Source organism: Micromonospora sp. MGP-C2 (genome assembly GCF_057766525.1).
In genome coordinates, this window is sequence record NZ_JBYMEN010000002.1 from 4,096,880 (window position 1) to 4,110,259 (window position 13,380).

Sequence of the window (13,380 nt, forward strand, 5' to 3'; positions counted from 1 at the left end):
AGCCCTCACCCCGTTTTAAAGGCATCATCCGGTGGCGCGACCGTAGACGACCAGAGCCCAGGAGAGGCAACCGAAGGCGACCGTGCTGGCCAGCGCGCGGACGATGTTCCAGGTGACCCAGCTCGATTCGAAGTGCGCACGTACGGCTGCGAGATCAGCGATATGGCCGGGATCGCCGGCCGACGCCAGCTTGTCGTTGAGCGGGACGTTGACGGCGGTGGTGATGACGAACATCGCCAGGTACAGGGTGAGCCCGACGATGATCCACGGCAGCGCCGGGCGGCCGTCTCCGCGCCAGGCCAGGAGAGCCGAGAGTGCGGCGAACACCAGTGCGCCCAGGAAGCTCAGCATGAACCAGCCGTTGACGATGGCCACGTTGATCCGCTGCATCGTGTCGACGAACGTCTGGTCGTCGGCCGTCCTGAGTGCGGGCATGACCGCGTAGGCGAAGGCGGCGAACAGTCCTGCCATGAGTCCGCTGGTGATGGTGGCGGCGATCAGCGACACCTGCTGCGCAACTCTCATGATGTCTGTCCTTTGTCCCAGACGCCGGTGGCGGCGGTGTCGGTGGCGTAGTCGGCGAAGTCGCGAGACGGTCGGCCCAGGGCGCGCTGGACCCCGTCGCCCAGATGGGAGTTGCGCCCGTCCAGCACGGTCGTGAACAGGTACATCAGCAGCTCCACGACCCCGGGCGGCGTGCCCTCCGTAGTGAGCGCCGCCGCGTAGTCGTCGGGGGGCACCTGAACGAAATCAATGCGGCGGCCCGTCGCTGCGGAGATCTCGGCGATCGCCTCAGCGAAGGTGAGCAGCCGGGGACCGGTCAACTCGTAGACCTGCCCTGCGTGCCCGTCCTCGATCAAGGCCGCCACGGCCACCTCGGCGATGTCGTCGACGTCCACGAACGGCTCAGGCACCTTCCCCACCGGCAGGACGACCTCGCCGCCCAGCACCGGCTCCAGCAGATAGTCCTCGCTGAAGTTCTGGCTGAACCAGCTGGACCGCACGATCGTCCACTCGACCCCGGCCGACTGGACGAGTCTCTCGCTCGCCCGTGCCTCGTCCTCACCGCGACCGGACAGCAGCACCAGCCGAGAGACCCCGGACGCCACCGCAAGCTCAGTGAACGCCCCGACCGTCTCGGGCGCGCCCCGCACCGCCAGGTCCGGGTAGTAGGACACATACACCGATCCGACCCCCTGAAGCACTGGCGCCCAGGTCGTCCGGTCCGCCCAGTCGAACGGCTCGGCAGCGGAGCGGGAACCAGCCCTAACAGGCACTCCGCTCCCCTGCAGCCGCTTCATGATGCGGCGCCCGGTCTTGCCGGTTCCGCCGAGTACCAGGACCGTCTTCCGCTCTCGTTCCTTCGTCATAGGGATCATTGAAATGCAGCGGCGTGAGACTGTGGATAGCCAAAGCTCGCGACTGTGTGTGTAGTCGTCTACGTGGACGCAGTCGCCAGTCTCCTCAACGGGCCCCGAGCCCAGGGCGCGTTCCTCCTCCGCTCGGTCCTGACCCCGCCCTGGTCGATGCGGATCGAGGACCAGGCGCCACTCACCCTGGTTGCCATGGTCCAGGGGGACGCCTGGGTCCTCGCCGACGAGAGTGCCGCCGTCCGCCTCGGTCCCGGCGACCTGGCGATCATTCGCGGCCCCGACCCGTACACGGTCGCCGACGACCCGACCACGGCACCGCAGGTCATCATCCATCCGGGCCAGCTCTGCACGACCCCGGACGGGCAGGAACTGCCCGAGATGATGGAGTTGGGCGTACGCACCTGGGGCAACAGCCCGGACGGCCCGACAATGCTGCTCACCGGCACCTACACGATGCGGGGCGAGGTCAGCCAGCGACTCCTGAGCGCACTGCCACCGCTGCTGGTGGTCGCGGGCCAATCCTGGGACTCCCCGTTGGTCCCGCTGCTGGCCGCCGAGATCGTCAAGGACGACCCGGGGCAGGAAGCGGTCCTCGACCGGTTGCTCGACCTGCTGCTCATCGCCGCGCTGCGCGAGTGGTTCGCCCGACCTGCGGCCAAAGCCCCCGGCTGGTACAGAGCGCACAGTGATCCGGTCGTCGGCCGGGCTCTGCAGATGCTCCACAACAACCCGGCCCAACCCTGGACCGTCGCCTCGCTGGCCGCCAGGACCGGGGTCTCCCGGGCGGCGCTGGCCCGCCGCTTCACCGCGCTCGTCGGCGAACCGCCCATGTCGTACCTCACCGAGTGGCGGCTGGCCCTGGCAGCCGACCTGCTCCGTGAGCCAGGAGCCACAGTCGGCGCCGTCGCCCGGCACGTCGGCTACGGCAGTTCCTTCGCCCTGAGCACGGCCTTCAAACGCAACCGCGGTGTCAGCCCGCGAGAACACCGACTGGCTGCCGGACAATAGCGGGCATCGGCATCGAGACGGCGCTGCCAGTCGGATGTTGAGTCGGTAACCGGGCGCGGTTGATCCGTCGCAGGCCGGGTAGCTGAACATCATGCGACTACCAACCCTGGTCAAGACCGCAGCGGCGGTCACCGTGACGGCCGCCGCAGGAGCGACCGTCACCGACGCTTCCTCGCGCTGGTACCAGCGGCTCCGCAAGCCGACCTGGCAACCCCCACCCGTGGCGTTCCCGCTGGCATGGACGCCGCTCTACGCGCTGATCGCAGTGGCCGGCGCACGTGTGCTGGACCGCACCAGCGAAGCCGACCGCGCCGCGTTCACCCGCGCCTACGCACTCAACCTGGCCCTCAACTTCGGGTGGAGTGCCCTGTTCTTCAAGGCCCAGAAGCCTGCCGTCGCGCTGGCCGAAATCGCCGCACTCAACGCCTCCAACTTCGTGCTGCTTCGCCGCGCCTCGCAAACCGACCGCGTTGCGGCCGTCGCACTGGCCCCGTACGTCGCCTGGACGCTCTTCGCCACGGCCCTCAACGGAACCATCGTCCGTCTCAACGCCAACAGGTGAGGCCGTGGTTTAGCAGATTTCTCAACATCGCGGGATGGCATCGAATTGCCGAACGGTTTCGGTACGGCGGGACCAGGTCCCCTCACGGGACGTGCCTGAACGGCGGGACTATCAGAGTCCGCCGGCGGCCCACTCAGCTAGCCGGTGCGTCATCGATTCCAGCCGCTGTCGGAACTCGTCGCGCAGCTGCTGCTCCTGCGCTGCGTGTACACCCGCCGGAACATCTGCCCAGAACTCCTGAGTCAGACGGCATGAGTCAGGGTCGAGCGCCTCGATGGTGAGAGCGCTCCAGCTAGGACACCAGGAGGTAAGGCTACGGGTAACTGCGCGACGGCCGGGATCAAGCTCAGTCACCTCGTGCAGGACACCCATTCGGCCACCTGGGGTCCGCTCTACGAAAGCCTGGATTTCGCCGACTCCCTCCCGACCTGGGAGAGCCACGGCTACCTCCGCCTCAAAAAGCTTGAGAGAAGATGCCGGGTCCCACATGAACGAAAAGGCCGCTTCCGCGCTCCGTGGTAGGTCAACGGCGGCTGTCTCTCGTACCTGAACGGGCCTGGTTGTCACTCTGACCATGCGTAGGCGTGTGCGCATGCCGCATCGTCTCAGGTGTTCGTGAGAGGCGGGGGGCGGAGGCTGGCGGACCGGCTCCCTCGCGGAACTCCGGTCGTACTTCTTGCGCTTCTGAGGTTGTCGGTCCTGCTTGTCGACGTCACTAGCCTGAGGAGCGAACCTCGGCAGTTTGAAGACGGAGGAGGCCGTGGCGTTTCGGTTCGAGCATCGCGACACCGACATCGACGTGAACCTCGTCGACCGCGTGTGGCGCACCCGCTCTGACGCTGAGGAGACGATGACGTCCGCAGCACGCACCTGCTGGCATCTCATCCTCTCGCGGGCGCAGGGACGCCTACTCGCCAGCCTGCGCGGGCCAGAAACGAGGGCGACTACGGCACCGGTCCCGCCGGGCACCGAGTTCCTCGGGGTCCGGTTCGCATTCGGCGCGGTTCTTCGGCCGCATCCTGCAGCCTCGATCGTCGATGGGTACGTGCCGTTCCCAGTGACCGAATCGGGCAGGATCGTCATCGGCGGCGAAACCTGGGAAGCGCCGACGTTCGAGAACGTCGAGCATTTCGTCCGGCGATTGCAGGACGCGGGTCTGCTGGTGCGATCGCAACTCGGGGACGAGGAGCAAATCGCCGAGCATCCCGAAGCCAGCCCGACCGAGCGAACCCTGCAGCGTCGCTACCGAGCGATCATCGGACTGTCGCAAACCGCCGTTAGGCAGATCGACCGCGCGAACGCCGCAGCCACGATGCTGCGCGACGGCCTTGACTGGCGCGCAGTCGTCGAGACGTTGGGGTACTTCGACCAAGCCCACCTCGCGCATGCGCTGCGTCGCTACGTCGGATGCACCGCACGCGAGCTGCAGGCGGACCACTTTGCCGCGATGTCGTTCCTGTACAAGACGCACCCTGGGCCCGGCAGCTAGCGTCCGTCTGCCAGCCAGCCCTGGCCGGCTGTCCGCAACCAGAACGTGAAGGAAAACCGTGCTACTCAGCGTCAACATCTTCGTCAGTCTCGACGGCGTCATGCAAGGACCCGGAAATCCCGACGAGGACCGCTCCGGCGGCTTCGACCGCGGGGGGTGGCTCGTTCCGCACGCCTCGACGCACACCAACGAAGTCGTCGAGAGCTGGTTCCGTGAGGCCGACGCGTTCCTCTTCGGCCGCACCAGCTTCGGCCTGCTCGGCGGGTACTGGCCGAAGGTCACCGAACCTGACAACCTGATTGCCGCCAAGCTCAACACGCTGCCAAAGTATGTCGTCAGCTCTACGCTGACCGACGATGAAGCCGATTGGAACCCGACGACGGTCCTACGCGGTGACCCGGCCGACGAGGTACGCCGCCTCAAGGAGCTTCCCGGCAAGGAACTCCAGGTTCACGGAAGCTGGAAACTCGTGCAGACGCTGCACCACGCAGGACTCGTCGATGTCTACCGGCTACTCCAATACCCGGTCATCGTCGGCACAGGAAAGCGCCTGTTCCCGGACGGATCGACGCCCGCGACGTTCGCAACCGTCGAAGAGAGCTCGCGCGTACTGCCCGGCGGCGTCGTCTCGCTGACCCTCAACCCCACGAGCCTCGGCGCGATCTCCGCAGGCGCGTACACGGTCGACGAAGGGCGTTCGGCGACGGTCCTCGACTGACAACGGTGCCCGACCGGCTTCGAGGGAGCGCGGGAACGGTTGCTGGTTGCCGCACTCAACAGCACCGACTGAGAGGCCGTTCAAACCTGCTTGAGCCGAGAGTTGTTCGCCTTGAGGATCTCGTCCGCCAGGGCGGGGGAGGACCTGACGACCGCTCGCGAGACGACGAGCGCGCCGACCATCTGGCTGAACAGAGCAATGGCCTGCTCGCGGGCCTGTTCGGCATCCAGGTGAGTGCCGGACTGACTGGCGTTCTCAAGCACCATCTCTGTGATGACACTGAAGAAGCCCTCGAGCCCGTGCTGGTACTCGGATTGGGCCTCGACGCCTTCACGTCCGACGTCCGTGACCAACGCGGCGGACGCGCAGCCGATTTCGGGATGGTCACGGTGCTCGACGGCCAGGTACTGGTCGAACATGTGATCCAGGGCCGCCCGGGCCGAGCCGGGATGTTCTTCGCGGATGCCGGCCAGGTTGCCGAGGGAGCTGCCGAAGCCCTGCCGGATGACTTCCAGGGCGAGCTCATCCTTGGAGCCGAAGTGATTGTAGAAGCCGCCGTGCGTCATCTCGGCGGCCTTCATCAGCTCGGCGATGCCGATCCCGTTGACGCCGTGGGTCCGGAAACCCCGGCCTGCGGCCTCGATGATCTTGTCGTGGTTGAGCTTTTTCCGCTCCGGCGTGAGGCGGGGCACGTGTGTCTCCTTCCCGGGCGGGTGGCGCACCCGAGCCGCTGCTGAACAGGGCCGACGCCACCCGAACCTTCGATGATACCCATCATCAATGACGCCCGTCACGTCGGCACCCACCTTGACAGTTAACGATGTCAACCATCATTATTTCTTTGATGACGGTCGTCATCGTAAGAGGCCTCAAGGGGTCTCCGCAACGGAAAGAGGCTGGGTATGGACGTGGGAACGATCGGGGCAGGTACCGTCGCGCAGGCCATTGCCAGCCACCTCGTGGCTGCGGGCCACCGCGTGATGCTGAGCAACAGCCGCGGGCCGGCGTCGCTGAACGAGGTCGTGGCCGGATTAGGGCCGCTGGCCAGCGCCGGCACGGTCGCCCAAGCCGCGGCAGCCGACATGGTGTTCCTCGCCGTCCGGTGGAGCGATGTACCGACTGCGCTGGCCGGTGTGCCCGCCTGGAAAGGGCGCATCCTGGTGGACGCCACCAATCACATCGTAGGTCAGACGCCCGCCGACCTCGCCGATCTCGGCGACGAGACCAGCACCGAGATTGTCGCCCGCCACGCCCCCGGCGCGCGGGTGGTGAAGGCCTTCAGCACTTTGTATGGGCAGTACATCGCGGCTGATCCCCAGCACGCCGAGGGCCGTCAGCTCCTCTTCTGCGCCGGAGATGACGCCGAGGCGAAAACGCTCGTCCAGCAGACGTTCGAAGCCGTCGGCTTCGCGCCGGTAGACGCGGGGCCGTTGCGCGAAGGCGGCCGTCTCATGCAGGTCGGAACGGGTCCGCTCTCTGCTCTGCACGCTCTCAAGCAGGACTGACTCCCAACATCCGACAGGAGTATCCAGTGAAGGCACTGGCCTATGAGAAGGCCCACCCGCTCGAAGAATTCGCCCTGAAGCTCACGGATACGGACGAACCGCAGATGCGTGAGAGCGATCTGCTGATCGAGGTTCGGGCCGTGGGCGTCAACCCGGGCGAGGCGTCCGTCCGAAAGCTGCGCAGTGCACCCCCGGGTGGGCGGGTCATCCTCGGCTGGGAGTTCGCCGGAGTGGTGGCCAGGACAGGATCGGCGACGCGGGGATTCGCCGTCGGAGACCGCGTCATGGGGACCGGAGACGTCACCCGGGACGGCTGCTGGGCCGAACGCTTGGCCGTTGACCACCGGGTCGTCGCCCGGATTCCGGATCAGCTCTCCTTCGCCGATGCCGCCTCCTTGCCGATCGGCGGCCTCACCGCCTCCGAAGCCTTGTTCCGGGACCAGGACGGCCTGCCCACTGGGGTCGAGAACGTCCTGGTGGTAGGCGGCGCCGGAGGCGTGGGTTCGCTGGCGACGCAACTGCTCAAGAGCAAGACCTCCGCCCTGGTGCTCAGCACAGCTTCCCGGCCTGACTCCCGCGAGTGGTGCGCGGCCATGGGGGCCGACCTGGTGCTCGACCATACAGCGGACGTCGCCGGCCAGCTGCGGAACGCGGGCGTCGACCGGATCGATCTGGTGCTCTCCACCAAGGGAACCGCCGCCAACATCGGCTGGATCGCCGACGTCCTGCGGCCGTTCGGCCATGTGGCAACCACCGACCTCACCAGCACCACCGACATCGAGCCCCTGATCCAAAAATCCGTTTCCCTGCACGTGGAGATGGTTTTCAGCCGTGTCATCGCCGGCCACGACCTCCACCGCCAAGGTCAGATTCTTGCCGATCTGGCGGGCCACGTACGTCCCATCGTGACGACGCACCTGCACGGTCTCACTGCGGATTCCATGCGGGAAGCTCACCGGCTGGCCGAAAGCGGACGCACCATCGGCAAAACCGTCATCAGCGTCTGAACACCGACCGAACTACAGAAGAGGAATGGACACATGGAAAAGCTTCTCGTCACTGGAGCCACGGGAAACCTGGGCCGCCTGACCCTGCAACTCCTCCTTGAACGCCTGCCCGCCGAGCAACTGGCCGGACTTTCCCGCAGCCCGGACCGGGCAGCCGATCTGACTGAGCGTGGTGTGGACATCCGCCAGGGCGACTACTTCGACTATGCCTCGCTCGTACGGGCCTTCGACGGCGTGGACAAGCTCCTGCTCGTCTCGGCGGTGGCCTTCACCGATCGAAACACCCAGCACTACAACGCCATCACGGCCGCGAAGCAGGCCGGTGTTAAGCACGTGATCTACACGGCGATCCAGCGCGACGAGGACCTCGGCATCAATCAGGTGGGCGTCACCGAGTCCGACGTCTTTACGGAGCAGACCCTGCGTGCTTCCGGACTGACGTACACCATCCTGCGTAACCCGATCTACCTCGACTATCTGGAGCAATACCTCGCGGCCGACGTGTACGAGAAGGGCCTGCGAGTTCCCCCCGGCGAGGGCACTATGGCGCCCGCGCTGCTGCGCGACCTCGCAGCAGGCAACGTGGCCGTGCTCACCCAGGCCGGCCACGAGAACAAGACCTACACGCTCAACGGCAGCCAAGCGGCGTCGTACCGGGACATCGCCGCCACATTGAGCGAGATCCACGGCCAGCCGGTCCCCTACCTGCCCGTCCCGGTTGAAGAATTCCTCGAAAGTTACCTCCAGAAGGACGTTCCCGGCCCGGTCGCCGAGTTCCTGACGGCCTGGGTCGCAGGTGTCGGCCTCGGATCGTTCAGCAAGCACACCGACGATCTGGAGCGGCTGATCGGGTACCGGCCCACCGGCTACCGCGAATTCCTCGAGAAGAACTACCCCGCGGTTGGTCCGGGAACGATGAATGAGTCGGCGCGCAGCGCATGATCGTCCAGACCAGTTCGGAGCCTCGCAAGCCGTCCGGTAGTGGGCGGCGCTCTCCCAGACGGCGTAGTTGAGTAACGCGCCGGCTCTACCGGTGCCGGCCTGGAACCGCGCAGAGACGAACCTCGGCGCCGACCTGAACCGACGCAGGACATCACCCCGGCAGGCAACCCGATCCTCACTCTGGTCCGGGGCTCCGTCACCCTCAGAAACCGGTCCGATGACGGAAAGACCCTCGCACACTTCCGCTGCGCTGCGGCCCCGTGGAACACCGTCCGCTGTGGACGATCTGTGTCATACCGATGCACTACCCTCCCCGCGAACTGTGGACGAGGAGGCTTTATGCGCAGGTTCGTGATGCCGGACGAGGACGCCTGGCACATGCCGAAGGATTGGTCGGGCCGTGTCCATCCGCGGCGAGGTGGCCGGTGGCGGCCAGCAATTGCCGATCCGGCGGGCGCCGAGCAGCGGCTTCGGGACCTCCTCGCGACGGACAAGGCCGCGAAGCAACGCGCCAGCGTGCTGGGCCGCAACGCCGTCTTCGACACGGCGCTGCTTGCCGCCGGTGAGCGGCATCTGCGGACACTAGATGACGACCCGATCGCCGCCGCGGTGGCGGCACTGCTGCTCGTCTATCGCAATGTGCCCGCCGACGGGCAGGGTTTGGTGGACGGGTGGGTGGCCCGGGCCGGGCTGCTGTTCGCGGTCCGGGCCGTCGTGGCGGCGAACCAGATCTGCCACACCGGTGAGTTCTGGACCCGCGCCTCCGAGGGCGACACCTACGAGCAGGGGTGGCGCGGCGATGACCTCGGCGCCACGTACGCGGTGGCCCGGGCGGTCCGGCGTCACCTCGCGGTCGCGTCGGACCGGGATTACAGGGAGGCGGAATCCGTCCTGGCCGGGCATCGGAGCTTCCCGGCCGGCCGCATCTTGGCCTCCTACCTGATGCCGACCCGGCAGGACTGGGTGGACGAGGACTGCGCGGCGGCAGCGGCCTGGTTCGACGAGCCCGGCCGGGAGGAGTGGATCCAGGCCGACCACCGCACGATGTCCGGGATCCTGTTGCTGGGAGCGAGCCGCACCGAGCATCTCGAGCAACTGCGCGGCGCGATCCGCCCGACGCTGCTCGGCTTCGAGGAACCCGGGGACGCCCTAACGGTGCTGGACGGTGTGGGACCGGCCGCCGTCACCTTTCTGGCTGACGATTTCTATCTGGAACTGCTCTACCTGCACGAATGGAGCGGCCTGAACCAGCCGACACGGCTCAACCCGGATGCGGCCCGGTTCGTCGCCGGCACACCCAGCGACGACGCGATGCGGATCCTGGTCCGCGACCACCTGGACGAGAAGCCGTGGCGGCCGGGGAACCTGCTCAAGTCGGGCGTGCTGACCCGCTACCCGCTGCGGGTTCTGCGTGTCCTCGCCGAGCGCGACGACGCGGTGTCGCGTGACCTGTTCGGCGCGATGGTGCTCACCGAGCCACGTTGGATCCCGCACCTGGCCGGGCCGGGCCGCGCCCGGGCCGAGGAGATCGTCGCGAACGGCGGGGCCGGGCTCGGCGCCGGGTGGGCGACGATGCTGGACCAGCAGGACTACTACCGTGGCATCGACGGCGCGGACAACGTGAAACGGGCCGTGGCCGCGCTGGCCGCGATCCCGACCGAAGAGGCGTTCGGGCTCGTCGTGGACCGGGTCGAGCGCCAATACTTCCGGCCGGCGTTGCTGGCGGCGGCCAAGCGCGATCCCCAGCTGGCGCTGCGGGCACTGCTCACCAGAGCCACCGAGCCACTCGTCATCGAGTTGCTGCGCGACCACGTTCTCGCGTACCCCCAGTCGCTGGCGGCCCTCGACGACGACGGGCGGGCCCGCGTCCACGCGATCGCCGGTCTGCCTTCCCCCGGCCCGCAGGGCGTGGTGCCGCCGGTTCTGGCCGGCGTGCTGCCGCAGGAACCGGACCTGCCGGAATGGCTGATCCCCGCCAAGCTTCCCGAGGTCACCGTCCGCGACACCGGCGAGACACTGGCTGCGGAGGCGGTCCACCGGCTGTGTGTGCTGCTCGCCCTCTCCACGATCACCGAGCCGCGACCGGAGCTCATTGCCGCCCGTGACATCTGCGAGCCACGACAGCTGGGCGCATTCGCCTGGGCCGTCCTCGAGCAGTGGCGGGCGGCCGAATACTCGCCGAACAGCGGCATCGCGCTGGTGTCCATCGCCGCGCTCGGTGACGACACCACCGTCGCCGACCTGGTGGCCGTACTCCCGCAATGGTCGTCCGCCAGCGCCCGGATCCGCGCCGCGATGGACGTGCTCGCCGCGATCGGCACCGACTTCGCCCTGACCCAGCTGCATCGGCTCAGCCGCAGAGCGTCAACCGCCGGTCTGCGCGAGCACGCCTCCCAACGCCTCGCCGGCACAGCCGCCGCCCGCGGCCTGAGCCCCGAGCAACTCGCCGACCGGATCGTGCCGGACCTGGGTCTTGACGCCGACGGCCGAACGATCCTGGACTACGGGCCACGCCGTTTCACGGTGGATCTCGACGAGCAGTTGCAACCGTGGATCGCGGCCTCAGACGGACGCCGGTTGTCCCGGCTGCCGCGCCCTGCGGCCACCGACGATCCGGTGCTGGCGCCGGCGGCGTACGCGCGGTTCGCCGACCTGAAGAAGGAGGTCAAGCAGATCGGCGGCGACCGGATCCGGGCCATCGAGGACGCCATGGTCACCGGGCGCCGGTGGAGTGCGGCCGAGTTCCGCGCCCTGTTCCTGGATCACCCGCTGATGTGGCAGCTCACCCACCGGCTGGTGTGGGCGGCGTCCGGCGAACACGGCACCGTCAGCTTCCGGGTCGCCGAGGACCGGACGTTCGCCGACCTGCACGACCAGGCATGGCAGCTCGATGACACGGCCACCGTCGCCGTGCCGCACCCGTGGGACCTCGGTGACGACAGGGCCGCCTGGTCGGAGATCTTCGCCGACTACGCCATCATCCAGCCGTTCCCCCAACTGGGCCGCGAGCTGGCAACACCGGGCGAGGTAGACCTGGCTACCTTCGCCGGCATGAAGGTCGACGCACGGAAACTGTTCGTGCTCACCTCGAAGGGCTGGCGCTTCGGCGACGACCACACCTCGGTCCTGCGCGACTGGCCGCAGACAGTCAAGATCACATATACGCCTCGATATAACTGGCATGACCCGGCCCAACCCAAGACCCTGACTGGCGTACGCGGGTGCGATGGCCTCGGCCCCGTCGCGTTCTGCGAGGTGGTGCGAGACCTGGGCTATTTGACGAGCTGATCCGCGGCTCGGGGCGCGGCAACGAGCCCCGAACCCACCGCCGCCTCACTGCTGTGACGATCGCGGCGACGGCGGCCGAGATGTTCGAACGGGGCAGTTGCACCGGAGCCTCCGTGGGCGCCATGAGCGCGGCGGCGACGCCACGCACTCGGGCAAGTGCCTGCTCCGCGAAACTCTCACGAAATAGCCGCACATCTCACCCGCCTCACCCGCGTTGTCCACCCTGGTCAGACAGCTAATGGCGGCTGCCGTAGTAGCCCTGCGCGCTTCAGCTCGGCGTCAGGGTGTCTATGTGGTGGTCGCCCTTGGTGTAAAACTGGTCGACTTCCTTCTGCACCTGAGCCACCGACATCACCTTGTTCGCTTTCGCGTAGACCCAGTTGATTCGCATGTTGTAGGTGCGGCCGCCCTTGAAGGGCAGATCGATGAACCAGGTGTTGAACATGAGCCGCATCGGTTCGCGTGGGACGGTCTTGCCTGTGCTGATGAACAGCGCGCGTCCGTCAACCGAGTAGGTAACCTTCTGGTCCGTGACGGTGATCATCAGGGTGCGCCAGCCGGCGAGGCTTCCCTTGTAGTCGTCCGTCGCCCGGTCGCCCGGCGTCGAGCTGCGCCAGCTGACCATGTCGATCTTGGACCCGACCGCACCCCAGCCTCCGTTCGGCTGGTACTCGAAGTCGAGCTCGCTGTAGTCCGCAGAGTTATGCAAGGGCGATATGGTACAGAACGCCTGGTTGAGATGGTCTCCATCGCGCCCGGTCACTGGCTTGTCGGTGAAAAACACGCGGGCCGCGACCGTCCCTCGGAAAAAGCCGCTTTCCGTGGTGAAAAGTTCGGTCTGGCGCGTGCCCGCTTTAGTACCGTCCGTCGAGGCCTGCAACTGCAGAGCCTTGCCACCCTTGGCGCTCTTGTCGACCGGGAAGCTGAGCGTGTCGGCGGTCCAGGAGTCGGCAATACCGGGACCACCGCCCTCTGTGCGAACCTGCCACCCGTTCGCGGCGAGCGCGGGGTCGTTGTGGGCGCGGTAATGGAAGTTGTCGAAGAAGGTATCGTCCGGATGCCTGGGGAGCTTCTTGTCTTTCGTTGAGCGCTGGCCGGGGAGCGGACCGTTCACGGACGCGGAATCGGGATCCGCCCCTTCGAACTCGGGGCGCACGAGGTTCCACCCGGTGAGACCTACTCCGGCTACGAGAAGGACCACGAGCAGCGCCGGCACGAACACCGACCCGCCACGTCGTCGCGTGCCGCGTCCCCGCCTAGCTTCGGAGATTCCGTCCAATCCGAGCATTCGGGTAATGCCGGACAACTCGGCGGTTTCCAAATCCTGACGGTTACGCTTGCGTGACGCAAGGTAGACGAACACTGCGGCAACCATCAGAATGGCCGTCACGATGAACACGAGGTAAGGGACGTCGGCCGCGAATTTGACCGCAACGGCAATCAAGCCGAGCACCCCGATGACACCCGCACCCTTGAGCGAATTCATCC

General features: G+C 67.1%; 12 protein-coding genes. 8 read left to right on the forward strand and 4 right to left on the reverse strand.

Annotated elements, in window-relative coordinates; translation table 11 throughout:
• Positions 1-24: 24 nt before the first annotated feature.
• Together AC3CF1_RS18695 and AC3CF1_RS18700 are read right to left on the reverse strand one after the other, a co-directional pair.
• Positions 25-525, reverse strand: coding sequence for an anthrone oxygenase family protein (locus AC3CF1_RS18695; protein ID WP_488450936.1), 501 nt, complete (start codon positions 523-525; stop codon positions 25-27).
• Entirely contained in the window at positions 522-1,370 is an 849-nt protein-coding gene (locus tag AC3CF1_RS18700; RefSeq protein WP_488450937.1) for an NAD(P)H-binding protein, read from the reverse strand. Before AC3CF1_RS18700 ends, AC3CF1_RS18695 begins: the two co-directional genes overlap by 4 nt.
• Positions 1,371-1,442: 72 nt before the next feature.
• Here AC3CF1_RS18700 and AC3CF1_RS18705 point away from each other — a divergent pair, with 72 nt between their 5' ends.
• The 4 genes from AC3CF1_RS18705 to AC3CF1_RS18720 all read left to right on the forward strand — a co-directional run bounded on the left by AC3CF1_RS18705 (position 1,443) and on the right by AC3CF1_RS18720 (position 5,150).
• Positions 1,443-2,381, forward strand: coding sequence for an AraC family transcriptional regulator (locus tag AC3CF1_RS18705; RefSeq protein WP_354983315.1), 939 nt, complete (start codon positions 1,443-1,445; stop codon positions 2,379-2,381).
• Between the two features lie 91 nt (positions 2,382-2,472).
• Positions 2,473-2,943: a TspO/MBR family protein gene (locus AC3CF1_RS18710; protein WP_354983314.1), complete on the forward strand. Its 471-nt coding sequence runs from the start codon at positions 2,473-2,475 to the stop codon at positions 2,941-2,943.
• A gap of 760 nt (positions 2,944-3,703) precedes the next feature.
• The gene (locus AC3CF1_RS18715) at positions 3,704-4,432 is read left to right on the forward strand and encodes a helix-turn-helix domain-containing protein (RefSeq protein ID WP_488450938.1); all 729 of its coding nucleotides are present in this window, start codon (positions 3,704-3,706) and stop codon (positions 4,430-4,432) included.
• 58 nt (positions 4,433-4,490) lie between these two features.
• The gene (locus AC3CF1_RS18720; protein WP_354983312.1) at positions 4,491-5,150 is read left to right on the forward strand and encodes a dihydrofolate reductase family protein; all 660 of its coding nucleotides are present in this window, start codon (positions 4,491-4,493) and stop codon (positions 5,148-5,150) included.
• A gap of 80 nt (positions 5,151-5,230) precedes the next feature.
• Here AC3CF1_RS18720 and AC3CF1_RS18725 read toward each other — a convergent pair whose 3' ends face one another.
• Positions 5,231-5,842 carry a TetR/AcrR family transcriptional regulator gene (locus AC3CF1_RS18725; protein WP_488450940.1) on the reverse strand — a complete coding sequence of 204 codons (612 nt, stop codon included), beginning with the start codon at positions 5,840-5,842 and terminating at the stop codon, positions 5,231-5,233.
• Positions 5,843-6,052: 210 nt separating this feature from the next.
• Here AC3CF1_RS18725 and AC3CF1_RS18730 point away from each other — a divergent pair, with 210 nt between their 5' ends.
• From AC3CF1_RS18730 to AC3CF1_RS18745, 4 genes are all read left to right on the forward strand, one after another.
• On the forward strand, positions 6,053-6,655 hold the full coding sequence (locus AC3CF1_RS18730) for an NADPH-dependent F420 reductase (protein WP_354983310.1): 603 nt from the start codon (positions 6,053-6,055) through the stop codon (positions 6,653-6,655).
• A gap of 26 nt (positions 6,656-6,681) precedes the next feature.
• On the forward strand, positions 6,682-7,662 hold the full coding sequence (locus tag AC3CF1_RS18735) for an alcohol dehydrogenase catalytic domain-containing protein (protein ID WP_354983309.1): 981 nt from the start codon (positions 6,682-6,684) through the stop codon (positions 7,660-7,662).
• A gap of 33 nt (positions 7,663-7,695) precedes the next feature.
• Positions 7,696-8,604, forward strand: a complete 909-nt coding sequence (locus AC3CF1_RS18740) for an NmrA family NAD(P)-binding protein (RefSeq protein ID WP_354983308.1) — start codon at positions 7,696-7,698, stop codon at positions 8,602-8,604.
• 339 nt (positions 8,605-8,943) lie between these two features.
• A complete protein-coding gene (locus AC3CF1_RS18745; protein WP_488450941.1) occupies positions 8,944-11,892 on the forward strand; it encodes a DUF4132 domain-containing protein in 2,949 nt (982 codons plus the stop codon).
• A 268-nt stretch (positions 11,893-12,160) separates the two neighbouring features.
• On the opposite strand, the gene AC3CF1_RS18750 is transcribed toward AC3CF1_RS18745, so the two are convergent.
• Positions 12,161-13,378 (reverse strand): glycoside hydrolase family 16 protein, encoded by a 1,218-nt coding sequence (locus AC3CF1_RS18750; RefSeq protein ID WP_355159617.1) that lies wholly within the window; start codon positions 13,376-13,378, stop codon positions 12,161-12,163.
• Positions 13,379-13,380 lie beyond the last annotated feature (2 nt).